This window comes from Paenibacillus monticola (assembly GCF_009664975.1).
Lineage (GTDB): Bacteria > Bacillota > Bacilli > Paenibacillales > Paenibacillaceae > Paenibacillus_AQ > Paenibacillus_AQ monticola.
In genome coordinates, this window is sequence record NZ_WJXB01000001.1 from 83,612 (window position 1) to 107,572 (window position 23,961).

Consider the following 23,961-nt stretch of genomic DNA (forward strand, 5'->3'; position numbering starts at 1 on the left):
TTGTTGAATTATTTATTTTTTTCGGTGTTGTCTTTTGCCGTTATTATTATTTCAGTCAATAAAGCTATCGATTACTTCAGCTTCGTGACCATAGAAAAGCAAATGATGGAAAAGGCGGATTTATGCGAATTATCATTTAGAGAGATACTGGCAAAGTATGAAAAATCATCTGTTGAGGCGCAAGTCTCGGATGTGCCGAGAAGCGCTCTTGAAACGTTAAAGGCTTCAGGTAAGGAAGTGCGGATCTATGACAGCAATCAGAAGCTGTTGGGACTAGCGGTAGATGGAATCATCATTAATAATGGGAAACCCTTGATTTTTGAGGGGAATATTCAGAATGCCCTAAAGGGGAATTATTCTTACACGGTCACTGATAATCATATGCTGTATTTTGCCATACCCATTCAAGATATGTATTATCAGAATATTTTCGTGTTCGAGTTCGTGGAGGACATCTCTTACTTTTACGATATCATGGACAAAATCCGTTATATCCTGTTTGTTGGCGCAGGGGGCTTTCTTGTTCTGATCACTCTTTCTAGTTTATTCATTGCCCGTAATACGACAAAACCGATTAAATATCTGCTTGGTGCTACAGAGAGCTTCTCCAAACAGCAGTTCCAGCAGGTACAATTGAACAGGAATGATGAGCTAGGGATGCTTGCGGCGGGATTAAACCGGATGGGTATTCAGCTGAGCGACTATATACAGTATCAGAAGCAGTTTGTCTCTAACGTATCTCATGAATTGAAAACACCGCTCGCCGCTATCCGGGGATTCTCCCAATATTTATATGAGAGCGAAAATGAGGATGAGGATTTGCAAAAGATCTATTTTCATCTTGTAAATGAATCAGATCGGCTTACCCTGCTCATAAATGAGTTATTAATGCTATCCCGGTTTGACAAGGCAGGTCTGGAGGGGATCGGCATGGAAAAGACCGATTTATCTAAATTAACCGATCAAGTGGCAGCAGATATGAGAGCAAAAGCCGAGAATAAGGATATAGAGCTGGACATTAAGCCGGGTAAACCGGCATTCGTATATGTAAATCAAATATTGATGTCACATGCCATTGCGAATATTCTGGACAACGCCATAAAGTATTCCAATCCTAACACGCAGATAAGAATTGAAACGTTTATCAGGCAGAATGAAGCGTTCATACAAATAAGTGATCAGGGTATTGGGATCGACGAGGATGAGATTGCACGGGTTCAGGAAAGGTTCTACAGAGCCAGGAATTCAAATACTGCCAAAGGATCAGGACTTGGCCTGCCCATGTGCAAAGAAATAGCCGAGAAATTCAACGGGCATTTGAGCATTGAAAGCAAAATTAATGCAGGAACCACAGTCTCTATCGCTCTTCCGTTGCTGTGAAGTTACAAGAATGATACAAGTCTGTTATTACAATAATAAATCGTTTCCCTATAATGACCTTATAAGATTAAATAATTTAATTTATGGAGGGGTAAGAATGAAAGTATTAAGAAAATCAGCAGCCTTGATGTTGCTCGTAATATTGCTTATGACACTTTTGGCAGGCTGCCAGGCAAACCAGGGTGATACGTCGGCGGCTACATCCACTGCTACCACCGAGGCAACTGAAGTTGCAACTGCGGCTCCAGCCGATCTAACACCCGGTAATTCAGCCGGCAATAACTCCGGTTCCGAGGTGATCAAGGAGGGCACCATTCGAAAAGACGGGAATGTGATCCTAAAGGAGCTTGCATTGGTCTATAAAGATCACACCGTTGCCATTGCTGACGTTGTTGACGATGAAAAGCTTGAAAGCATGCTGGGAAATGCCGTCGAGAAAAAATCCCACACCTATTCCAAAGACGATGGGTTAAATATGGACACACTGCTTGGGTTCACCGAGAAGCAATATAAATTTCCCGGGCTTGAGATAAAAACCATTGATGCGGCTGAAGGCAAAAAGTTCTATATATTCAATATAAAAATTACCGACCCCAAATATTCCACAGTCAGAAATATCAAAGTTGGCGACAGTGTCGAGATGTTGAAAGAAGCCTATCCCGAAGGCAATCTGATTGGAAATGGAGGACCTAACGAAGAGGATGATTATCGGTATTCGCCGGCAAATTATGTGGATGTCATGACATTTCACATAAAAGATGCAAAGGTTGAAAGTATCCTTATGTACACGCTTCTGGACTGAGCTCTGTAATCTGAACGAACATCACAAGTGATGGCAAATTTTTTCACTCCACAATCATTAATGTTACCTTAGTTCATCCGTTATAAAATCTTCCAGTATCGATCTCAAACCTTGCGGATATGCTTACGCAGATCACCGGGCAATTTGGCTTACAGTCTGTTATTATAGTCATCTTGCTCTGGACAGTGGTTAAGTCTTAATCCCATGACAACGATCCCAATCATTGTAGTTACTATGATAAGTATGTATGGTAAGAACCGTGATGATTAACGATCTGACGTTGACTGAACTGCCTTGGTCTGACTATGGAGTGTTATTGTTAAATTCGCTCGTATATTTGATTTTAGGACTCGTTGTCTTTCATGCTTGCGAGAAAACAGCCATAAAAAAGGGTCTTATAGGGCAATACTAGCGTACTTATCCGCTGGGTTTTCTTGGGCACTTCAATCTTGAACTCGATGCTCCTTAAGCTATACGCCGGTGTTCTCTATTACAGAATGGACTTTATTTAGAAGGCGGATGCGATTAACAAAAAAAATGAGAGAAGCGTCCGGCAAAGAGCTTGAACGGTTCCCTCATTTTTTTCGGTTATGACACCATTCTCGGGTTTCTCAACGTGCGCATAAAAGCTTCTATATTGTCTGTTATAAACCCAGTATTTTCAAATCCGGCATTAGAAATTATGTTCTTGATATCTTTGACAAACTCAGTCAAGCTGGCAGTAGAAACATTCCCGAATCTGTTTTCGCCGACGATGTCCCCGATCTGTTTGGCAGCTCCCTCTCTGTATTCCTGCACCCAATCCTTACGAGTTGATACTTTCTCAGCGAAGGTTCGCAAGATGCTACCCCAGTCTTTTCCGTTCGCAATAGTCTCCTGTAGCTTATCAAGGGTTTCTGGCTCGAATTTCTGCATTATATCGGTCAAATCTATATAATCCTCCGGAGCCCCAATAGGCCTTTGCGGCGGTGTTTTGTAATGGATTTCTTTCGTTTCAGGGTCTACAGTTCTGGTTTTGGAGATGGCTCCGATTTGACGAATCGTATTCATAAATTCCGCTGCTTCGTCATCTTTCATGTAGTTGTCTGCGATATACTTACTTTGAGTGAGTCCCAATTCTAATAACGCTGCTCTTTCCTCTTCTCCGGTTACGTCTGTAATGAAATTAGATTGAATAATGCCGTAAACAGCTTCCTTCACCTCCGACGGTTGATCTTTGAGAAGACGATTCAGCGAATCATTGATTTGAACAGTTCCAAAATATGTAGCCGAATGATTCACAATATCGGATGCCGCTAACTGTCTGGCAGCCGGGCTGATTTCCACTGTATCGGCGTCATGCGACAATTCGGTTATCGTGCCTGTGACCAAGGCCGGTTTATCGGTATGCTGTTTCGAATTTAGGTATAAATTTAAATCATACTGGGTCGAGCTATAAATCTTCATAATTATCCCCCTATTCCTTTTATTTAAATTTTCCTCTTATATCCATAATATCGGAATATTATTCCATATTCTTTATATTAATGGGCAAAAAAAAGCAACGGGCGATTTATTCCACCGCCCATTGCTCTTTCGTCGATCTTATTAACCTCCGTAAATACTGTAGGCAAAATGATACACAATATCCGTATCGATCGTGCTAGGGCGATCCGTTACTTTTGCCAACACGCCACAAATGTCATAATAGTGAGTGAAGCTTATGGCGCCGGGCAAATATTGGCTAACGCTTCCGGTTGAAGAAGGCAGGGATAACGTAATGGAGAATTGGCCGCTGCTGTTTGTCCATGCCTTTCCGCTCCGATATCTGTTATTGCTGCCTTCGGTCCAATACTCATTCTCCCAAATGACTTCAACTTCCGAATTGGCTACGGCATAGTTATCCGAGGTCGCAGCAACGCCGGTCACCGTAAAGCTATTTCCTGTAATCCGGTAGTAGCGTCCGTATGCATAGCTAGGGTAATCATTGGGACCGCCATTGGAGTTATAGCCCGTTATAACAAGTTTGTCGGCTCTTAATACCGGCTGCAGATGGAGTGAATAGTTGGTATCCGAATAGGCGTTTGTCGTATAAACTCGCAGATAATAAGTGCCTGTTCCCAGTGACACGTTGCCATTTTGGGAGGGGATCAATGCCATCCGATTATTGCTTAATGCGCCGTACAATTCAGCTTTGTTGCCATTGCCCACAGACGCTTGGTCCAAATCAATATGCATTGCGTCATAATTTCTGCTTTCAGGAACCGTGATTTTATACCAATCCTGATCTACCTCCGAATTGATGGAGCGGCTTACAACAGTAGAACCTCCTGTCGCCACCGTGAAAGGATAGGCATGAAGTGCATTCTCGTCCGTCTCGAATGCATCATAGGTTGAGCTTGTCGAAACTGTAAAATAGAACGGATCGTTAATGCTGGCTCCAACTGCGCCATAGGCTTCAATCAAGTAGGCTTTGGAACCGGCAGTAACGTTTCTCGTGCCGACATTTTCGGCCAAGGTCTCAGGTCCATTTCCATAGTTATTCAAATAAGTTCCATAAATCGAATAATCAATCGGATTCGGGTTCAATTCCCCGGTGGACATATCAAATTCATAGAGATATAGATCGTAATCAAGCTGCGCTGATGCCGGACTATCCATTTGGACCTGTAGTATGCTCCCCGGCTGTACATAAATAGGGTATAAATAAGAGGATGTACCTTCCTGTTGAATGTAGCCCGTATATGTATAAGTCTCCGCTGTAGCGCTAATAGATTGTGGAGCCGCTATTAATCCTTTTTGCGTTTTCGAAGCCGTTGAAGCCGATTTCAAATTCGCCGATGCCTTAACTTGGTGCTGCTTCAATTTCGATGAATCCATCTCAGGCGCAGCTTTGGTAAGCTCGGAAATAACCTCTCCACTCGGCTGCAGTACCTGTTCTGTGGCATGAGTATCAGTGGTAGCCTCCGATTCCGCCATGTCATCGGCAGCAAACGCATTGAGGCCAAAGGCTAAGCTTAAAACTAGATTCATGACGATAATGATAGAAAGCTTCTTTTTCATTATTACAATCTCCTATCTTTTGTTGGTTATTTTTACTACAATACAATTATATTCCAATTCTAGTAGTTTGTTAAGAAGTTTTATAGGATATTCTAAAATTTCGCCTGCAAATGTTACGCCGAACAGGGCTTCCAATATACGTCTCCGGTGAACACACTCTCATAAGGTAACTTGGCTGGATAATGCGTGCATCAAGGACAGCACGGTTGAAGTTGTGTAGGAAGAGGCCTGCTGCTTGCGGAACTCGGATGGAGACATACCGCTAAACTTATTAAATACACACTGCTCAGCAATTACGGAAATCTTCTAAGGATTCAAACAAATTGCTACGGCAACCACGGGAAGGGAAGCTATGCGCCTTGTGGAAGCAGCTTCATTCGTCTCATTGTGCTTGATGTGATGCTTCCAGATACATATGGGTTCGAGCTGTGCCAACAGATCCGCAGGTTTACATCGGTGCCTATACTATTTCTGACCGCACGGTCCGGGGATTTTGATAAATTAATGGGACTTGGCATCGAAGGGGATGACTATATCCCCAAGCCGTTCAATCCCTTGGAAGTTGTGGCCAGAATCCGCGCTCAATTGCGTCGACAAAATCTGTATAGAGCGCCTATTCAACTGAACTCAAACATTATGGATTTTGGTTTGTTTGCTGTTAATAAAAGCGCCGCTCAACTGACTGTAAATGGAATCGATATCCCTTGTCCGGCTAAAGAATTTGAGTGCTACTCTTTCTATGCGAGCATCCCAATCAGGTATGGGTCCATTTAACAAGATACCCTATCTTGATTTTCTGGGCACAAGGTTATCAGAAGGGGGTTCATTAATTCCGAGTCTAAGTTATATGTTAATTAGCATCGGATTATTAATGGCGGCGTATGTGTCAAGAAGACGCTTAGCTCAAACCTTCTAGCAGTGGCTGGGTTGCCGGCATTATTGTCAATACAACTTTCAATTGGATGGTTCGACGGAATCCCTGAGCATCGTGGGCTTTGTCCAAAATGCGGCGCTCATGCTTAGAGAAATGCCATTTCGGCTCGTATTTTTTTGGATGAATAATGAAATTGTTGAAGGGTTTTCCTATAATATATTGAAATATAGGAGTACCTGAGATCGATGTGCAGCGCCGTTGGGAAGGGGAGTAGTGGGCATACGGATGCGGCGTTCAAGGCTTCGGTTATCCGGTTCAGTTTGACGGCCATTTCTTTGTCTACGCGGGCGGTCATTCGTCTGGGAATCATTTGCGAAAAGGGGAAATTAAGCTGATGTCAAAGATTCAGTTAGGCAGTACCCGATTAACAGGTGCGGATGGCATTCGTGCGATCGCTTGCCTGTCCGTCATCCTGCATCATTTGTCACAACGGCTGGTGATGCCCGCACAAAAGCCTTGGCTTCAAGAAATGCAGTCGGTTTTCTTGCTAGGGAACAGCGGGGTGAGCTTGTTTTTCTTATTAAGCGGATTTTTGTTGTCGTTCCCCTTTTGGAGTGCTTACTTAGAGAATGAGCCGTATCCGAGTGTCCGGACGTATACACTGCGCCGTGCTGCAAGAATTATGCCCGGTTTCTATGTTTCATTCCTGGTTTGTCTGTTGCTTGTATGGAGACTGGACATTCCTACGGAGTTTTTGTGGCGGCGAATCATAACGGGTTTCACGTTTACGTCGGGCTTCCACTATACAACGTTTTTCCCGTCCGAATTGAATGGGCCATTCTGGTCGATCAGCTTCGAGGTGTTTTGCTACGTGCTTATGCCTTTGTTTATGGCTGTATTGTTTGTGCTCAGCAAGCGGCGTTCGTTTGGAAAAGCGATCTTATTCTGGGTCATCGCGTTCGGATTGGTGCTTGTCGCAAACGCTCTCATCCATCATTGGTTTACGCCAAGCGAGCAGAACCGGGGCTGGGATTATGGTCTGATTGGCGGTGCGAAATTCTGGATGCCGAATTACAATCCCGTCGGATTCTTCGGCCACTTCTCCATTGGCATCCTGGCGGCGGGCGTAACGACCGCACTCATGCAGCACGGCACTGCAATGGAGCGGCTCCGCAAGCTCGGGCTGTTCGACGCTGTCGGTGCAGTCGCTTTAGGTCTTGCCGGATTGCTGATCTGGCGTATGCGCCAACAGGGCGAATTCGTCTTCAGCCTCCAGCAGCAGCCATACTACTTCCCGGCTTATGCCATTTTGTTCGGAGTCGTGCTGCTGTCGGCACCGTTCAGCGTGATATTAGGACGGTTGCTTGATAACCGCTTTTTCCGGTTTACCGCAAAAATTTCGTTCGGCCTGTATATTTGGCATTATTTGTTCATTACGTTAATCGAAAAGTACGGCATTAAGGATTATCACAATTCCGGGATTCGGGATGTGTGGCGCTGGCTCGGCATCAGTGTATCCGTCGTCGCAATCTCGTATGTGGCTGCGACGATCTCTTATTATGTAATAGAGCAGCCGTTCATCAATTGGTCGAAGGGCAAGCCGTTCTTTCGAAGCAAGCGGACGGATACACACTCGGGTAAAGCCGCATAAGTTTGTGGGAACGAGAAAAGGTTCATAGGGGCAAGACAAAACTTGCCGTTACAGAAATCGCGGGGAATCGTATCATAAATGACGCTTTCCGGTAGATTTGCTCCGGATGCTTACAAATAAGCAAGTTATACTGCCCCCTATTATTAGGGGGTTTTTCTTTATGTTTACAATTACTTATATTCATGGCAATCTAACGACAAACTCGTGAAAATATCGCGAAAATCGTGACGGAATTTGTCGTAAATTGTATAATGTTGTGATATGATGTCGAGGAATGTATGATTTATCCATAAGGGGAGATAGTATGCAAAAAGACCAGCAGCCCATTTTCAACAAAAAGACCCAATCCGTTGACCACTTCAATCCAATGCAACAACTAAGAAATTTTAATTTCAAGAAGATGGTCAAGGGAATGCGGTTTCGTATCACTGTTTTAATATTGTTGATGTCGCTGATCCCTCTTAATATCATTTCCTCTATTGAAATGAGTCAGTTTAACAAGGAAACAACGAGTAGTATCTCGGATAAGGAGCTCACTCTGGCTCGCAGTAATGCAGATATCGTTGATGATTGGATGGGTGTGAAAATATCTTCCATAGAGGAAATGATTGCAAATACCAAGGATTTCAATAAGCTAAGTTATGAGGATGTCAACAAACTAGTAATGCCTATTGGTGTAATAGATTCGGAGGTCTCCTCGACATCGATGGTACCCGCAAATGGTATAATTGGTACCGGTGAAACTGCCTATGACCTTAGCGAGAGAGATTATTTCCGCATCCCTCGTGATACGGGAAAAGCTACTATCAGTGATGTATTTATAAATAAAAAATCAGGTAATATGAATATCGCTTTCAGTGTTCCTATCTTAAATGAGAAAAAAGCATTCAATGGCATCATTGTCAGTCTTGCAGAGATTGATATCTTGAAGAAATATATCGGCAAAATTAAAATCGAGGAAACGGGATACGGCTTCATGATATCCAGTAAAGGTGATTTTATCTACCATCCGGATAAAAAGATGTTGAATCAAAACTATACAAAGGTGATCACAAGCAAATCCTTTACGAATGCAATCAAGAACCAGGTGATGGTGGAGGATAGCGGAGTTTTTACATATACGGATGATAAAGGAATAAGCAAGCATGCGGCATATGCAACCGTTCCCAGAACAGACTGGAAGGTTATCGTAACGGTCCCAAAATCGGAGGTATACAAAGAGATTGATCATATATCGTTCTTGACCAAGATTTTGGTTGGATCGACGATTGTCATCGTGATCCTTCTATCAATCCTGCTTGCAGGATTGATTGCTAGACCCATTGAACGCTTATCCCGTCATGTGGATATTCTTGCAAAGGCAGATTTTACGAACACCCTATCACCTCGTTTACTGAAACGCAGCGATGAAGTAGGGAATCTCGCTCGCTCGATGGAAACGATGACCGGCTCCATTCGCATGGTACTGAAGCAGGTTGTAGACGAAACCTCCAATGTTCAGCTCAATATCAATCAATCCTCCGAAAGAATGGCGGAATTGGCTTCGCAAGTGGAGGACGTATCTGCTACAACAGAGCAGATGTCCGCTGGAATGCAGGAAACGGCAGCATTGACAGAGCATATGAATGCTACTTCGGAAGAAATCACGAAGGCCGTTCATTCCATCGCAGATAAAGCCCAAGAAGGGGCAGAGGTGGTAGAGGATATCTCTGGTAGAGCACAGCAGTTAAGGGAAGAGGCCATCCATTCCAGAGATGCTGCCCTTGAGATTCGCAATGTGATCGAAACCGAATCGAGAACCGCCATTAAGAAGGCGGATGCCGTTGAGGAGATTAACATGCTGACTGCCTCCATTCTGCAGATCACGAGCCAGACCAATTTACTCGCTTTGAACGCATCCATTGAAGCGGCGCGTGCAGGAGAAGCGGGCAGAGGCTTTGCAGTGGTGGCTACTGAAATCCGCAAGTTAGCTGAACATTCAGCAGCAACAGCCAATCGGATAAAAGAGGTCAATCGACTGGTTCTGGAATCGGTTAGTGGGATAACACAGGCTTCGGAAAAGGCATTGGAGTTTATCGATCAGACGGTAATTCATGATTATAGCCGTTTGGTTGATACGGGAGAGCAGTATTTCAAGGATGCAAAGACATTCCAAAATTTGGTTATTGATTTTAGTGCAACATCGGAGGAGCTCCTAGCTTCGATCCAAACTGTGAGCCATTCGATTAAAGAAGTAACAGACTCCAATAACGAGAGTGCAGTCGGAACTCATGACATTGCAGAGAGAACAGCGGAGATGCTTACTAAATCAGAGGGTATGTCGAATTTGATGAAGACTACGGAAGATACCGCGCTCAAGCTGATTGAGGCCGTATCCAAATTCAAAATTTGAGAAAGGCACTTTTTTAAGAATGAGACAACTTTTTGTACTTCATAGCCTTAAAAGCAAATAAACTAGCCAGTCTCTGGGTTATTGGAGACTGGCTAGTTTTCGTTTTTGATCCGTAGTGGCCTCTTCAACATATCAGCCGCTTGTTGTCTGAGGATCACATGTTTCAGTTATTTGCGGCCGCTGGAATAGAATCACGTGGAATCTGGAGAAGATCCTCGCTAAGGGTCCAAAGCTTCTTGGCCGTTACTGTGTCAATGGCCCAGGGGCGTACTCCGGTGAGATCCTTGTAGTCGGCGGGAACGACCTCGGCAATATCGCAATTTTCGCAGTATACACCGCCTTTTCCATCCAGCAGCGGACTTACCGCACACCATACGGACGTGGCAGCACCTTGCTCGACGGTCTTAAAGCCTTCAGGAGAGATGTAGGTACCATCCTCACGCTTCTGGACACCCCAGAGGGCTAGTTCTTCATCTGTCATGTTCCGTATCAAATCCGTGAGAATCCCGCCAGGATGGACAGCAAATGCGCGAATTCCGTAGTCTTTTCCTCGCTGATCCAGTTCAACTGCAAAGAGCGAGCATGCGATTTTGGACTCGCCGTAGGATACGTCCTTGTTGTAATGACGCTTGTTGAAATGTAGATCGCTTAAATCAATGGGACCCGATATATGACCGATGGAAGAAAGAGCAACTACTCGGGCGCTGCCCGATTTTTTCAGCGCTTGCCAGAGGTTAACCGTCAGTTGGAAATGCCCCAGGTGATTCGTAGCAAATTGGGTATCGAAGCCGCGCTCGTCTTTAATCACTGGTGGGCTTGCAACACCTGCATTATTAACCAGAATATCAAGGGCTCGGTTTGATTTTAGGAATTCTGTTGCGAACTGATCGATGGAATGAGGGTTCGCAAGGTCAAGTGGGATGATTTCGACGTTTTTCATGTCTGCCAGATTGATCCGCGCCTTCTTTATATCGCGGGCGCCGACGATGACGGTGGCTCCTGCGCTTGAAAGGACCCGCGTGGTCTCCAGTCCAATACCACTGTGACCTCCGGTTACAATCGCAACCTTTCCTCGAATATCGCGTCCTGCGAGTGCCGCCTGTGCGGTAGTCTCTGGTCCAAATCCTGAATGTAACGGTTTTTGTACAGTTGCCATTATGAAATCGACTCCTTCTTATAGTCTGAGTTCTTGCCATATAGACAATTAACAAAAATCGTCTACATGTACATAATACTCATATGGACAAAAAATGTAAAGTGTCTATATAATAAAAATAAAAGTCTATACAACTGGAGAGTTAAATGATGGAAGATCAAAAGAAAAAGTATATTCTTGCGACTGCGTTGGATGTGTTCTTCAAATACGGCTACAAGCGCGTGTCGATGAATGATATTGCTGAGGCAGCCGGAATCTCGCGTGCAGGACTCTATTTATTCTTTAAGAGTAAAGAGGAGGTATTTCGTTCAACGATTCTTTTGTACGGTGATAATCTCATCGAAGAAATAACAAAGGGGCTCGCTTCTGAGAAAACGGCAGAGGAAAAAATGATGTATGTGTTTGAAGTGTACTCGATTGACAAATTTGACCTAGCGTTAAACTCACCGGAAATGAGGGAAGTCACCGACAGCTCCTACCAGTTTGCCCAGGATGCTCTCGATGCATCCTACGGGAAGCTCGAAGCTGTATTGGTAGCTTTGCTGGCAGAGCATAATAACACTACTGACAGCAAAATGAGTCTTCCTCCAGAGCGAATGGCGCATATTGTAACGTGCGCTTTGCGAGGATTCAAAATCGTCGCCAAGAACTCAGCCGAGCTTCGCCAGATGCTTCAAGACCTGTTAGGAGTCGTACTTGCGGTATAAAGCGGCAGGGGTAATGAGCGATCCGTCATATATGACTGGCAGGATATTAAATATGCTTCTAGAATTATAGTCTAGGAGGGTAGTTTAATATTTAGACTGAAAGGGTAGGTCAAATGATTAAATACAGAATGGCAACTCCGAATGAGCGCGATGAATGCATAGATTTAGCCAACTATGCTTTTCGTTTAGATTTTGAAACCCTGATGCCCAAAGCATATGATAAGAACGTAGATTCTTCAGCCATGCATATGGTTGCTGTGGATGAGAAAGGCAGTCTGCGCGCACAGGTGGCTGTTTTTCCAGAGCCTTTGACGGTATGTGACTATACTCTGCGAACCTGCTATTTGGGTACCGTATCGGTCCATCCTCGTGCGCGTGGGGAAGGGCATATGAAGGTGCTCATGGACATGTGGCTTAGAGAACTGCGCAATACGTGTGATATGGTTGTATTATATGGCCAGCGGCAGAGATATGAGTATTTTGGCTTCACTCTTGGCGGTGTAAAGTTCAAGTATTTCGTGGGAGAGGCCAACGTGCGTCATGGATTAAGGCATGTGAACGACGCAGGAATATCCTTCGTCCCGTTATTCGAGATTGAAGGCGCAGAATCCTTTGCGTATAGCATGAACACCTCACGGCTTGCTTATATTGAACGTAACGTACAGCAATTGCCACTTATATTCAACTCCCTCCATCAAAAGGCGCTGGGCGTTCTGGATAAAGATCAGCTGATCGGGTATCTGATCGTAAACGAAGCAGGCGATGAAATATCTGAATTCGCGATGGAAAATACGGACGATATTTCGCGGACGATCAAGGCTTATAGGGCATATAGCAGCGCAGAGCAGATTTCTATTTATACGCCGGAATATGACATTCCGCTGAATATGACTCTTGGCAGCATTGCTGAAAACTATGTTATCGAGACATCTGATATGTATCATATTCTGGATTTTGCCAACGTTTTGAAGGCTTATCTGACGCTTAAGTTTAAGACCACAGGGATTGTCCAGGGGGAATTCTCCGCAGTCATGGACGGTCAGCCGATTACTGTGCGAGTGGATGTCAGTGGCGTGACTGTCGAGCGGTCTGCTAAGCCCGATGCAGTTGTCCTTAATAAGCAGCAGGCTCAGGCGCTTCTGCTTACACAACACAGTCGTTATATGGCAGTTGATGCGCCCGTAGGATGGTTCCCGCTACCTATATTCTGGTACAAGATTGATAAATACTGACTAATCCAACTTATCATGATAACCCCAAATAGGCACCTTCATGAAAAGCAAAAGCAACTCATTTCCTGTTAAAGGCTGAGTTGCTTTTGCTTTATTCGCATACGGATATGCTATGATTTTGTTCCCCCATATTTCAAAAACACCAGCACTCATAAAGTGAATCCAATAGTTCCGCTTCGCGCCTGTCCAATCTGGAAAGGGAATGATCTTGTCATAAAACTGAGTAATATGGTGCTTGAAAATTTGATAAAGCAACCCGATGTAATCACCTTCGATGGCCATTTGAAAGTCATTAGATAGTGTAATTCGCCACGACACCTAGCAAGAAGCTCTCAAAATTATTCAAATTTCAACTCCAACAATGAATTACCGGTTTGCCCAGTTACATCAAGGCTTATTTGCCTATTTCAAACTGCGAACTTTGAGTGTCTAATACTAGTTATTTTCACTATTTTACAACAAATTGATATACTATTCGACAGATTCCAACATTTGAAAGGTATGATTGAAAATGATTAAGTCATTAAATTAGTTATAGCTGTTTAGGGGGCCACAGTATGGGAAACGTAGTTTCAAGCAGGTTCAAAAGATTTAGCTTTAAGAGTATACGTATGAGAACATTCGCTTCCATCTTGCCCGCATTTCTTGTCACACTGCTAATCGTCACACTTTTTTCTTATAATTACTCCCAAAGCATTATTCAGAGCCAAATTCAAGAAAAGATGACTGTACAGTTATCCGATATCTCTAATGAAATCTTTGCCAATTTAAGCACGCATAGCAAGGTGCCTGAGGTACTGGCCCGAACCTTGGAAAGCCAGGCATCCGCCTATACGCTGGATCAGTACAGAACCATTCTAAGTAACGTATTAATGTCTAATAAGGATACCTTTGGCGTGGGCATATATTTTGAACCGTATCGATACGATCCCAATGAGAAGTATTTCTCCACTTATGCTTACCGGGACGGTGAAAAGATAATCACCACCGAGCAATACAGCGATCCAAGTTACAATTATCCAGAGCAAGATTGGTATAAAATCGGTATGGAAAAAATGGGGATTACCGACCCTTACTATGATCCGGGAACGGATACGACGATGGCGACCTTTTCTGTACCCTTTTTTGACGCAGACCAATCGTTGCTGGGGGTCATAACCGGAGACATCAATTTAAAGACGATGCAGGAAGAGACCGGAAAGGCGAAGGTAGGGAAGACGGGTTGGGCGATATTGCTCGATAAGCAAGGAAATTACATAGCGGGACCAGATAAAGAAAAGATAATGAAGCTGAAAATTACCGATGAGAAGAACAAAAGTTTGGCTTCAGCAAGCAGTGAATTGCTGAAAAACAACAGCGGCATGGTCAAGTTTTCTGATTCTAAGGCAACTAACCAACTGTATTATGAGAAGCTGCCTAACACAGGCTGGCTCCTGGGTTTGGTTATGCCCGAGAAGGAGCTCTATGAACCTTTGCATTCACTACTCCGTTCAATTGTGCTAATTAGTTTGATAGGGCTCGGGATTACCTTGTTGGCAGTATATTTCTATGTTCAATTTATTACCCGTAAGCTTATTCGGATCAATGAGCTTTCCCAAACGATGGCGGGAGGGAACTTTACCCGTACACTGACGATCAATAGCTCCGACGAATTTGGTACGATGGCGCAACATATGAATCAAATGATTGAAAATGTGAGGAGACTGCTAGGCAAGGTAGCCGAGAGTTCCCTGCAGGTAGCCTCAACTTCGGAACAACTGATGACTAGCGCAAATCAAACGAATCAAACAACAGAAGCGGTTGTGAACGCTATTCAGGAGATGTCATCTGGAGCCGATACTCAATTGCATGGCACTCTGGAATCAGCAAGGGCGATGGAAGAAATGGCGATAGGTGTTCAGCGGATTGCCGAATCTTCTGTCAATGCTGCTGAAACGGCTGAGCAAGTGTCCATTCAGGCACAAAATGGCAATGTGAAAATGACTCAGGCGATTGGCCAGATGAAAGAGATGGAGGATTCTGTAACCGAAACAGCGGGATTGATCCATTCGCTGGGTTCTAGGTCCGAGCAGATCGGGAATATTATCGGCTTGATCACTGAAATAAGCAACCAAACCAACATGCTCGCCTTGAATGCGGCTATCGAGGCGGCACGCGCTGGTGAATATGGACGAGGGTTTGCCGTAGTGGCCGGAGAAGTGAAGAAATTATCAGAGCAGACTGCACAAGCAGCCAGTCATATTGGCAGCCTAGTTTCGGAAATTCAACTAGAGACTCATAAAGCGGTCAAGTCTATGAATGCAAATGCAGGCAAAGTGCAGGAAGGTTCCATGATGGTTAGCGAGGCTGGTCAGTTATTTACTGATATATTGAAAGGGATCGTCGAAATCAATACCCAAATTCAGGAGGTTTCCTCCTCATCTGAGCAGTTGTTAGCCGGTACCGAGGAAATAACTTCAACGGTGGATCAGATGGCCGGAATTGCCAAGCAAACCGCTAACCACTCGCAAAATGTTGCTGCTTCTTCAGAAGAACAACTGGCTTCAATGGAGGAGGTTGCTAGTTCCTCTAAGGAGCTAGCTAGGATGGCCGAAGAACTGCAAGCTCAAATTACGCAATTCAAGGTTAACTAAACTCGAGGCGAATAGTACATCAATTTTTTATAAAAAGTAAGCTAATCTCAATAAGCAGCAATCACATTCCCAGTGATTGCTGTTTTTCTTTCTGTCCGGGTACTGATTAAAATTCAGGGCAGGAGGCGCCTTATTTTTACTATAAAGAAAGGAAATAGAAGCCGGAAGCAGAATATCAATATTTAGAAAATATAGGAGGCACACCATGAAACGAATTTTCTTCACAGCAATACTCATGCTATTTACATTTTTTCCCTCAGCTTATAGTTCCGCCACGTCAGCGGATATTGTTGTTCTGATGGATAACGTTCCACTTATGTCTAGTGTGGCGCCCGTTATTGAGCAAGGCCATACGCTTGTCCCGATGCGGGCTATATTTGAACAATTAGGTGCAGAAGTAGAGTGGGACAGCAAGCGGGAAACCTTATTTGTCAAAAAAGGAGACTTGAACTTTAGCTACCATTTGGGTGATAGGTTTGCTGAAACCGATGAAGCTTTGATCGAGCTCGACTATCCGGGGGAAATAATAAAGGGCTCCGTCATGATGCCTACTCGTTTTGTGGCTGAAGTATTTGGAGCACAGGTAGAGTGGGATAAAATGACGAGAACGGTGTCCATCCAATCTCCACCTAAAGTGCAGGCGGTCGTTACGCGGGTTCTAGATGGGCTGTATATCGAACTACATTATAGAAATCTTAAGGGCGATACGGTCGTGGAGCCTGTAGGCTTGGCTGGATTGTCACCTGTCCGAAATGGAATGGAGGCCACAGAGTATGTCCGTGCGCTGCTTCCGGTGGGAACACAAGTTGAGCTGGATATCCGGGGAGGGCGTGATTCAAGCAAACAGCTGTGGGCAGCCATATATATGGCGAATGGCAATTTGCTGAACCGGCAGCTTGTGGTCGATGGATATGCGAAGAATAGTGTGAATAGAAAGGATGCCAAGCTGCAAGAGTCATTCATTGCCTTACAGAATGAGGCCCAGACGTTGCGCAAGGGGGCTTGGGGTGATACAGAACCCTTTATCACACAGCCTATAACAAGTGTCAGTATTGCCAGTCAGGTTGCCATCGTAACTGCAGAGGGGCAGCTATGGGTATGGGGGCAGTTCTATGAGAAGCCGACTAAATTAATGGATAATGTGCTGCAAGCAAAGGTTGAGAATAACTCAGGAATCGCCTTGAAACAGGATGGTACGGTCTGGGTGTGGGGCCTTAATCAGTCGGGGGCTTGGGGAAATGGAATAAATGATTATCAGGCAACCGTCATCCCCCGACAGGTAAAGGGACTTCAGCATATCGTTTCGATTGAGAAGAATCAGTATGCTACGATGGTTATCGATAATTCCGGTACGGTTTACGCTTGGGGTTCGAATTATAACGGCAGGCTGGGCAAAGTATATTCTTCCGGTCTGACTTTTCCCACTCCCTTCCGTCTGGAGTGGAAGGATGTCCAAGCGGTCAAAATTGGCTTCTTATTTACTGTCATCTTAAAAAAAGATGGCACGGTTTGGAAAACACAATCTGACAGTTCTGATCTTGTACAGATGAAGGAGCTTTCGGATGTAAAGGCTATAACCACTGATAGTACGGCTGCGCTCGCCTTGAAACAAGACGGTACCGTATGGGGCTGGGGCGAAATGAATGACGGAGTATTCGGGAATGGGAACTTGTTCACAGAAACACCTGCACCGATCAAGGGGTTGAAGAATATCGTGGAGGTCGTTTCAGGATTAAATCATTTTTTGGCCATTGATGCCGAAGGCAGCTTGTATGGCTGGGGTGAGAATTATTCGGAGGAGCTTGGTATGGCCACTTTAGGAGGCCGGGTCAAGGAACCCACTAGAATAACGACTGTATCTCTGGTCAGCCATGTGTATGCAGGAAGCCAGCAATCTTTATTTTTGAAACAGGACGGTACACTTTGGGCGGTTGGCTACAGTCCGTATCATATATTTGGGGAAGATTCCTTTACGACTGACGGCTTGGACTATCAGGAGTTAGTAGAGATCAATAAGGCTGTCTTTCTACAATAGCCCCATCGATCTCCACTTTCTATGATAATGATAGATTTAACGCATGGTTTCTCTTTCCACAAGCCAATCAATCATCTTGCGCGCGATGCTGACGTTCGGGGGGATAACGGGCAGATTGTCTAGATCGAACCAGTCCGCATGGACAATTTCTTCGCCGTCCACCGTGATTTCACCACTCTCATACTCTGCCAGAAAGCCGATCATCAAGGAATGAGGGAAGGGCCATTGTTGGCTGTCAAAATACGTGATGTTCTTAACCTTGAGGCCAACCTCTTCCATGATTTCCCGCTGAACACAGTCTTCTAGCGTTTCTCCAGGCTCGACGAAACCAGCGATCAGTCCGTACATATTATTCTGGAAATGCTCAGAATGGGCTAGCAAGATCTGCTTGTCCTTCATAATGGCCGTAATCACCGCCGGAGCCAGACGTGGATAGCTGATCAAACCGCACTGTGGGCACACTCGGGAGCGCTCACTTTGTGACAGGTCCGTGAGCGTACCGCAGCGGCCGCAATATTGATGTGTTTCGTCCCAAGCAATCGTCTGCACCGCCTTGCCCGCCAAGTGAAATAGGTCCTCATCCATAAGCTCATACAATGAACGAAGGGGGCGGAAGGTCAGGCCCTCAGGTTCGGGGGATTCCGCTGGCACCTCCACGGCATAACAAGGAATACCTTCCAGAGTTCCGAGATATAATATTCGGTTGGGAGCGAATGGGAGGGATTCAATACTTTGAGCTAACGGAATAGCGAGCCTGCCGGATACGTCCTGTACCAGCAGCTTGCCGGAGCTGAAGATGAACCAGTAAGAGGGGTCTACAAAGTCCGGGTCGGCGGTTACCGCCGGGATGTAACGTTTATAAATGCTCTCTTTGCGGTTGGACATGAGTATAACCACCTTTTCTTTTACCTGTATATACGATTAATAAAATACTTTGCTATGCAGCAGATCAAGCGCAGCTTCGATATCTTTAAGCTCTTCGGCAGACATATGCTGGACGCGCTCCACAAATCGGGACTCAATCTGTCCGAACGCCTCGTGCATCATCGCTTTTCCTTTTGGAGAGAGACGAATATATTGCTTGCGCCGATCTTCGTCGTCGGCCACCTTTTCGCATAATTGCTTTTCCGTTAATTTCTTCAGTTCCCGGCTCGTGTTCGGCATCGACATATGCAGGCATTCACTGATTTCACTGAGCGTAACCGGCTGACTGACGGCAAGATACTCCACAATCTTATACTGAACAGGTGTAATCATTTCGGATTTCACACCCTTGGTCATGTCATACGTTATTTGATGAACGGCAGCTGTAAAGGCCACGAATTTTTGGAACAACATGTTCTGATCCACAAGATCACCTCTATCTGACACGATAGCAGAATTGTTATCATTAAACAATTATCATAATATAATTATCATTTGACAACTAAATTCAAAATGTGTTACCTTTTACTTATCAAATGATAAGTAAAGGAGCTTTACTATGAAAATGCTCATTATTTATACTCATCCCAATCATCGCAGCTTAAGTTATGCTTTTTTACAGGAAGTCATGCGGGGGAGTGAAGAGAACGCTTATATAGAAGAGGTAAAGGTATTGGATTTGTATGAGGAAGGATTTAACCCGGTTCTGGTCTTTAATGAGAATAAACGCCGCAGAGATATGTATACCGACCCGGATTTTGCCACTTACAGAGAACAGCTAATGTGGGCCGACAAAATTGTGCTGGTGTATCCGATTTGGTGGGGGCGTCCACCGGCTATGCTGATGGGTTATATAGACCAAATGTTTGCATCGGGATTTGCCTACAAGGAAGTGGGCAAGCTTATGCCGGAGGGGCTGCTCAAAGGTAAGTCAGTAGTGTGTATTTCGAGTATGAAAGGGCCGGCCCATTATCCACTGTTGATGCTCAATAATGCTCACAAAGCATTGATGCGAAAGGCGCTATTCAGTTATGTTGGCATCCGAAAAGTGAAGTTCTTCGAATTTGGCAGCATGGAAAGTCCAAAGGGCAAGCAGAAGGAGAAGCTGAACAAGATTTATCGCTATTTTAGTACACTCAATCGTTGAAAAGAGGAAGAGAGAATCGCGATCCTCCCCACTTCTTTTTTGCAGGAACTGGACAGACAGCTGTCTACTTACTCTCTGTATACTTAACTCAAATAGAATGAATTGAGGCTGAATATATGGAGACTTATATCGTGCACAAACCGGGAATGACATTGGCTGGAATTAGTGTTCGTACGACAAATGAGCAAGAAGCGGGGGCGGATGGGGTATTGCCAGGGTTGTGGAAGAATTATTTTGCCAGTGATCTTGCGGTAAAAACAGCCACTCTTCACCCCGAACATATCTACGCTTTGTATACAGAGTACGAAAGTGATGCGACTGGGGCTTATACCGTAGTTCTCGGGCATAGTGTTATAACTGGTGATGGAGCGACAGACAGCAGTCTCTATTATGCGTCTTTACCAGCAAGTAATTACATGGTATTTACGACGGATAAAGGCCCAGTCTATGAAATGGTTCTGCAAGCATGGAACAAGATTTGGGCGTATTTTCAGAATTCGCCGCTTGAGCTAAGAACCTACAGTGGTGATTTCGAGCTTTATGATTCGCGTAGCTCGGACCCTGAGAATGCTGTGGTACAGATTTATATTGCTATTTCTTAACAGAAAAAATACCTGAAGGATACAGGCTATCCCCCGTTCCTTCAGGCTTATTAAACGTACTCACAAACTTTAGCTCCCCACCTTATCCACCACAAACACCGGCACATATTGCTCCCCGATATCCGTCATAATGAACTCGTAGCCATTCTGGAATTGCCCGCTGATCACCGTAGAGCCGGTTACAGAACCTATATCACCCTGAAGCGAGAGGTAATTTCCACCCGAGCTGGCCACCCATTTGCCGTTAAGGTCTACACCAATATCGCAGTTTAACGATACATTCTCAAAAGGATGATACTCCAGTTCTGACATGGTAATCACTGGGTACTCCTGAACGATTTCAACAAACTGGTAAGCCCCGTCCAATTTACGGTATAAGGCCGTTTGGTCATCAACACCGTCTCCGAGGTCTGCATTAGTTACAATAATGGAATCATCCGGCTGCAGCTCATAGCTTGCGCCAGTAAGTGAGAATAGCACAGAAATACCTTGCGACTGCAGCTCATACGCAGTGTATATATTTCGTCCATCGGCCCGCACGGCCTCAGCCAGAATAACGGGCACTTCGGTGGAGGACATAAATTGATCATCAAAACTGAGACTGTGTAGTTGCTCGAATCCAGGAAGAATATCTCCGGTTAAGGTAACTACGCTATTATCGTTATTCATGGCCCCATAATATAGGCGTCCGCTGCTGTCAGTTCCGGCTACAACGACCTTCGCTCCGTATTGTCCACGGGTGGAGATGATATTGGTGTATTTGTCTTGCTCTTCACCGCCTGGAAGCAGGCGGACAGGCTCAGCGATATTCCAGGCTAACCTTGTGGCTGCAACCTCTTGCGCAGTATCCTGCAGCGGAGCAAGCTCCCCATATAATTGAATGGACGCTGCATATTGACCTGCCTTAGCCAACTTTCCGGCACTTTTAACCAGCTTCGCTGTATTTTTATCTATTAAAGTTAGAACCTTGGAAGAGGTGAAGCCGCTTAAGCTGGCGAACTTGCGATAAGCCACAGCGTGTCCGGCAAAGGCGGTGATAGCATCGCTATCCACATCCTTATTCAAGAAAATTTTCCCGCTGCTTTCTGTCTGTTCCTTTACCCATGGAGCCTTGTAATTATGGCTGTTGTAATTGTTCATCAGGGTTAAGGCGCTATCCAGCATGGGGGCGAAGCTGCCTGCGGCCGCTAAGGTCTTTAGTTTAGCTGTATCATGCGCCATAAATTTCGTTGCAAGCTGTTCTGCTTTGGAGTCGGCAGCTCCGTAATAAGCATCGGGAATGAGCAGCAGATTCCATTTGAAACTATCCTCATTCGTGTCAACACTGGTCTGGCTCTCTGCAAGCTCGGTGAGAAATTGCTGCTTGAATTGCTTGAAATAGGCTGTGAACTGATCCGAAATGCCTGAAGCTGCCGATAACTGGCGATAATAGGCTTCATAGGGACCTCCGGGCTTCATATATGTAGTCTTCAGGTTGAGTAGGGCCTCATAGCTACTCATGAATCCGGTGAAATCCTTAGTCGCAGCCTGTGCACGAGCAGACAATACCAGTGTGCTCAAGGTGCTGCGGATCGTTGTTATGGGAGCCAACTCCGTAAGTCGGCTGGCGATGGACTCTTCTTTATAGTGAATGGACAGGTTGGCTGCAGCCTGCCGGAACTGATCCTCCGCAGCAATCAGATCGCCCGCAGCATACAGTCGATCGCCTGCTTGCACCGCTTTTATTTTGTCAGCGATCAGAAATATCTTTTCTCCGAGCAGTACAAACATAAAAATACACAGAATAATCATAATATTGCGCAGGGTTAATATTTGTTTGATCGTCATATAGGGTAGCCTCTTTTTCGAAATATAAGAGAATATCAGTTGAGCTCCGTTCCAAAAGTGGATTTGACGGACAGAGAATCCCTTATTTGGTTCAGAATGACCGATGGAAAGTTTGAGCGGACACAGGTTCCGTTAATTGTGCAATTAGAGTCCCAATTGCATGGATTTTCGCACAATAGCGGATTCTGTGTCCGCCAGTTTAAGAAACTAGCGTATTTCAAGTAAATAGCGGCCTCTGTGTCCGGATAATTTATTACAAAAGGTTAACACGACGGATTTTGGAATGGCTGGTTAGCTCGAACGTTTTAACTTCATTTTCAGCTTACTCTGTCATAATGGCTTTATGACGCTGAAATAGCGACAGTGTGCGTCATCGACGTTACTATGCGTCAGTGTGCTCTATTGGTTCATTCTATTGAAATTCCGGGTCCCAGCGGTATTGGGTTTCGCGAAGCTCTGCTACAGTAAGGTCAAGACCGTTCCACGGCTCATGGGGATTGGCGGCTATCAGCTTGGACAGACGTAGAAAGCGGTCCTTAGGCAGCTCATGAGTATATCTTCCGATAAACTCGGAGTATAGCAGCACATAACGTTTCATGCGCACTGCTGCTCCGGCGACACCAGCGAGAATAGCCGTGCCCTTGTCCATCTGGAGGATCTGTACCTCATAGGTCTTCACATAGCGCAGCGTGCGATCCTTGATCAGGTCCGGACGGACTTTGGCAATCTCGCCGATATATTCAGCAAGGAGCGGCTCAAAGTCCTTCAGCAGGAGCTGTTCGAGCTCCAGATCCATGTCCTTGCGCAGCAGGAAGCTATGCAGCAGGGCGACGCGCTGCCGGGAAATTCGGTCGCCACGCAGCAGAATGGAGATTACGCGCAGTTTCTCATAAGCCAGCACATCATTCTCGCGGAGCACGGAGACGGCCTCCTGGCGGTTGAACTCCAGCCCTTCCTTAATAATGCCGACGTTCCGGCTGAATAGCTGATTAAGCGCATGGAGATTCTCGCTCTGCCGTACTTTTCGCTGCGTATAGTACAGCAGTCCCATCAGTACAAGGCCTCCGGCACCGCATATCACCATCTGGCGGATGCTGTTGCCGAAATAGACCGCAGCCAGGGTGAGCAGAAGAGGGAGCAGGAGACGTGTATGCATAGATCGGCCTTTACTGGATACAGCATACTGCTCCACCGGGACCAAAGAGGACTTGCCGCATTTACTGCACCGTTCTTCTGGAAGTGCGGTATAACGTCCGCAGTGCTTGCAGATACGCAGCAAGCCATAGGCGTAGCGAGGAGTCTTGAAAGGGCGAAACGTAACGGGCTTCTTCTTATTCACGGCCGGGGTCACCTCCGTTTAGAGCGGCAAGGAGCCTCTCGTCAATATCCTCACGGGTGAGCGGCTTGCGCTGGCGTGAGGCATAAATAGAAATCTGAATTACGGCATAGAGGAACGTAATCCCGAGAATAACGTATGAGATCATGGAGCAATTCCTTTCTCTTGAACCGCGAGTCGGTTATGAAGGTCCATAGAATGACGATTCTATTACAGTTTCG

20 protein-coding genes and 1 pseudogene are annotated in these 23,961 nt (G+C 45.3%); 12 read left to right on the forward strand and 9 right to left on the reverse strand.

Features of this window, described 5'->3' with window-relative positions; genetic code table 11:
* Positions 1-3 precede the first annotated feature (3 nt).
* Entirely contained in the window at positions 4-1,380 is a 1,377-nt protein-coding gene (locus GJB61_RS00420) for a sensor histidine kinase (RefSeq protein WP_229521387.1), read from the forward strand.
* 97 nt (positions 1,381-1,477) lie between these two features.
* Positions 1,478-2,182 (forward strand): hypothetical protein, encoded by a 705-nt coding sequence (locus tag GJB61_RS00425; protein WP_154116071.1) that lies wholly within the window; start codon positions 1,478-1,480, stop codon positions 2,180-2,182.
* Positions 2,183-2,770: 588 nt separating this feature from the next.
* On the opposite strand, the gene GJB61_RS00430 is transcribed toward GJB61_RS00425, so the two are convergent.
* Positions 2,771-3,628, reverse strand: a complete 858-nt coding sequence (locus GJB61_RS00430) for a hypothetical protein (protein WP_154116073.1) — start codon at positions 3,626-3,628, stop codon at positions 2,771-2,773.
* Between the two features lie 141 nt (positions 3,629-3,769).
* Complete coding sequence (locus GJB61_RS00435) at positions 3,770-5,224, reverse strand: hypothetical protein (protein WP_154116075.1); 1,455 nt, start codon at positions 5,222-5,224, stop codon at positions 3,770-3,772.
* A 381-nt stretch (positions 5,225-5,605) separates the two neighbouring features.
* Here GJB61_RS00435 and GJB61_RS32470 point away from each other — a divergent pair.
* The 4 genes and pseudogenes from GJB61_RS32470 to GJB61_RS00455 form a co-directional block, all read left to right on the forward strand.
* Positions 5,606-5,825: pseudogene (locus GJB61_RS32470) on the forward strand (response regulator); the annotation flags it as partial.
* Positions 5,826-6,343: 518 nt separating this feature from the next.
* A complete protein-coding gene (locus GJB61_RS00445) occupies positions 6,344-6,493 on the forward strand; it encodes a hypothetical protein (protein ID WP_154116076.1) in 150 nt (49 codons plus the stop codon).
* A complete protein-coding gene (locus GJB61_RS00450) occupies positions 6,493-7,749 on the forward strand; it encodes an acyltransferase family protein (RefSeq protein WP_154116078.1) in 1,257 nt (418 codons plus the stop codon). The genes GJB61_RS00445 and GJB61_RS00450 overlap by 1 nt, the downstream gene beginning before the upstream one ends.
* 445 nt (positions 7,750-8,194) lie before the next feature.
* On the forward strand, positions 8,195-10,141 hold the full coding sequence (locus GJB61_RS00455) for a methyl-accepting chemotaxis protein (RefSeq protein ID WP_195724178.1): 1,947 nt from the start codon (positions 8,195-8,197) through the stop codon (positions 10,139-10,141).
* Positions 10,142-10,304: 163 nt separating this feature from the next.
* Here GJB61_RS00455 and GJB61_RS00460 read toward each other — a convergent pair whose 3' ends face one another.
* Complete coding sequence (locus tag GJB61_RS00460) at positions 10,305-11,297, reverse strand: SDR family NAD(P)-dependent oxidoreductase (protein ID WP_154116082.1); 993 nt, start codon at positions 11,295-11,297, stop codon at positions 10,305-10,307.
* 146 nt (positions 11,298-11,443) lie between these two features.
* Between GJB61_RS00460 and GJB61_RS00465 the strand changes: the two genes are divergently transcribed.
* Both GJB61_RS00465 and GJB61_RS00470 read left to right on the forward strand, forming a co-directional pair.
* Positions 11,444-12,004 carry a TetR/AcrR family transcriptional regulator gene (locus GJB61_RS00465; RefSeq protein WP_154116084.1) on the forward strand — a complete coding sequence of 187 codons (561 nt, stop codon included), beginning with the start codon at positions 11,444-11,446 and terminating at the stop codon, positions 12,002-12,004.
* 113 nt (positions 12,005-12,117) lie between these two features.
* Positions 12,118-13,236: a GNAT family N-acetyltransferase gene (locus GJB61_RS00470; RefSeq protein ID WP_154116086.1), complete on the forward strand. Its 1,119-nt coding sequence runs from the start codon at positions 12,118-12,120 to the stop codon at positions 13,234-13,236.
* Here the strand turns inward: GJB61_RS00470 and GJB61_RS00475 are convergent, their stop codons facing one another.
* Positions 13,237-13,518 carry a hypothetical protein gene (locus GJB61_RS00475; protein WP_195724179.1) on the reverse strand — a complete coding sequence of 94 codons (282 nt, stop codon included), beginning with the start codon at positions 13,516-13,518 and terminating at the stop codon, positions 13,237-13,239. It abuts the gene before it with no gap.
* A 329-nt stretch (positions 13,519-13,847) separates the two neighbouring features.
* On the opposite strand from GJB61_RS00475, the gene GJB61_RS00480 reads away from it, so the two are divergent.
* Positions 13,848-15,869 carry a methyl-accepting chemotaxis protein gene (locus GJB61_RS00480; RefSeq protein ID WP_229521389.1) on the forward strand — a complete coding sequence of 674 codons (2,022 nt, stop codon included), beginning with the start codon at positions 13,848-13,850 and terminating at the stop codon, positions 15,867-15,869.
* A 205-nt stretch (positions 15,870-16,074) separates the two neighbouring features.
* Positions 16,075-17,904, forward strand: coding sequence for a stalk domain-containing protein (locus tag GJB61_RS00485; RefSeq protein WP_154116092.1), 1,830 nt, complete (start codon positions 16,075-16,077; stop codon positions 17,902-17,904).
* A gap of 36 nt (positions 17,905-17,940) precedes the next feature.
* Here the strand turns inward: GJB61_RS00485 and nudC are convergent, their stop codons facing one another.
* Positions 17,941-18,789, reverse strand: coding sequence for an NAD(+) diphosphatase (gene nudC / locus GJB61_RS00490; RefSeq protein WP_154116094.1), 849 nt, complete (start codon positions 18,787-18,789; stop codon positions 17,941-17,943).
* Between the two features lie 36 nt (positions 18,790-18,825).
* On the reverse strand, positions 18,826-19,254 hold the full coding sequence (locus tag GJB61_RS00495) for a MarR family winged helix-turn-helix transcriptional regulator (RefSeq protein WP_338115625.1): 429 nt from the start codon (positions 19,252-19,254) through the stop codon (positions 18,826-18,828).
* 133 nt (positions 19,255-19,387) lie between these two features.
* Here GJB61_RS00495 and GJB61_RS00500 point away from each other — a divergent pair, with 133 nt between their 5' ends.
* Both GJB61_RS00500 and GJB61_RS00505 read left to right on the forward strand, forming a co-directional pair.
* A complete protein-coding gene (locus tag GJB61_RS00500; RefSeq protein ID WP_154116096.1) occupies positions 19,388-19,975 on the forward strand; it encodes an NAD(P)H-dependent oxidoreductase in 588 nt (195 codons plus the stop codon).
* A 116-nt stretch (positions 19,976-20,091) separates the two neighbouring features.
* On the forward strand, positions 20,092-20,577 hold the full coding sequence (locus GJB61_RS00505; RefSeq protein ID WP_154116098.1) for a GyrI-like domain-containing protein: 486 nt from the start codon (positions 20,092-20,094) through the stop codon (positions 20,575-20,577).
* Between the two features lie 69 nt (positions 20,578-20,646).
* Here the strand turns inward: GJB61_RS00505 and GJB61_RS00510 are convergent, their stop codons facing one another.
* The 3 genes from GJB61_RS00510 to GJB61_RS00520 form a co-directional block, all read right to left on the reverse strand.
* Complete coding sequence (locus GJB61_RS00510) at positions 20,647-22,404, reverse strand: hypothetical protein (RefSeq protein WP_154116100.1); 1,758 nt, start codon at positions 22,402-22,404, stop codon at positions 20,647-20,649.
* A 412-nt stretch (positions 22,405-22,816) separates the two neighbouring features.
* The gene (locus tag GJB61_RS00515; RefSeq protein ID WP_154116102.1) at positions 22,817-23,743 is read right to left on the reverse strand and encodes a hypothetical protein; all 927 of its coding nucleotides are present in this window, start codon (positions 23,741-23,743) and stop codon (positions 22,817-22,819) included.
* A complete protein-coding gene (locus GJB61_RS00520) occupies positions 23,736-23,888 on the reverse strand; it encodes a hypothetical protein (protein ID WP_154116104.1) in 153 nt (50 codons plus the stop codon). Before GJB61_RS00520 ends, GJB61_RS00515 begins: the two co-directional genes overlap by 8 nt.
* Between the last annotated feature and the right edge of the window lie 73 nt (positions 23,889-23,961).

What these genes read in the sequence shown, in the direction of transcription:
- GJB61_RS00425 (WP_154116071.1), top strand. Translation starts at nt 1,478, where the DNA reads ATGAAAGTATTAAGAAAATCAGCAGCCTTGATGTTGCTCGTAATATTG.
- GJB61_RS00430 (WP_154116073.1), bottom strand. Translation starts at nt 3,628, where the DNA reads ATGAAGATTTATAGCTCGACCCAGTATGATTTAAATTTATACCTAAAT.
- GJB61_RS00435 (WP_154116075.1), bottom strand. Translation starts at nt 5,224, where the DNA reads ATGAAAAAGAAGCTTTCTATCATTATCGTCATGAATCTAGTTTTAAGC.
- GJB61_RS00445 (WP_154116076.1), top strand. Translation starts at nt 6,344, where the DNA reads ATGTGCAGCGCCGTTGGGAAGGGGAGTAGTGGGCATACGGATGCGGCG.
- GJB61_RS00450 (WP_154116078.1), top strand. Translation starts at nt 6,493, where the DNA reads ATGTCAAAGATTCAGTTAGGCAGTACCCGATTAACAGGTGCGGATGGC.
- GJB61_RS00455 (WP_195724178.1), top strand. Translation starts at nt 8,195, where the DNA reads ATGTCGCTGATCCCTCTTAATATCATTTCCTCTATTGAAATGAGTCAG.
- GJB61_RS00460 (WP_154116082.1), bottom strand. Translation starts at nt 11,297, where the DNA reads ATGGCAACTGTACAAAAACCGTTACATTCAGGATTTGGACCAGAGACT.
- GJB61_RS00465 (WP_154116084.1), top strand. Translation starts at nt 11,444, where the DNA reads ATGATGGAAGATCAAAAGAAAAAGTATATTCTTGCGACTGCGTTGGAT.
- GJB61_RS00470 (WP_154116086.1), top strand. Translation starts at nt 12,118, where the DNA reads ATGATTAAATACAGAATGGCAACTCCGAATGAGCGCGATGAATGCATA.
- GJB61_RS00475 (WP_195724179.1), bottom strand. Translation starts at nt 13,518, where the DNA reads ATGGCCATCGAAGGTGATTACATCGGGTTGCTTTATCAAATTTTCAAG.
- GJB61_RS00480 (WP_229521389.1), top strand. Translation starts at nt 13,848, where the DNA reads ATGAGAACATTCGCTTCCATCTTGCCCGCATTTCTTGTCACACTGCTA.
- GJB61_RS00485 (WP_154116092.1), top strand. Translation starts at nt 16,075, where the DNA reads ATGAAACGAATTTTCTTCACAGCAATACTCATGCTATTTACATTTTTT.
- nudC (WP_154116094.1), bottom strand. Translation starts at nt 18,789, where the DNA reads ATGTCCAACCGCAAAGAGAGCATTTATAAACGTTACATCCCGGCGGTA.
- GJB61_RS00500 (WP_154116096.1), top strand. Translation starts at nt 19,388, where the DNA reads ATGAAAATGCTCATTATTTATACTCATCCCAATCATCGCAGCTTAAGT.
- GJB61_RS00505 (WP_154116098.1), top strand. Translation starts at nt 20,092, where the DNA reads ATGGAGACTTATATCGTGCACAAACCGGGAATGACATTGGCTGGAATT.
- GJB61_RS00510 (WP_154116100.1), bottom strand. Translation starts at nt 22,404, where the DNA reads ATGACGATCAAACAAATATTAACCCTGCGCAATATTATGATTATTCTG.
- GJB61_RS00520 (WP_154116104.1), bottom strand. Translation starts at nt 23,888, where the DNA reads ATGATCTCATACGTTATTCTCGGGATTACGTTCCTCTATGCCGTAATT.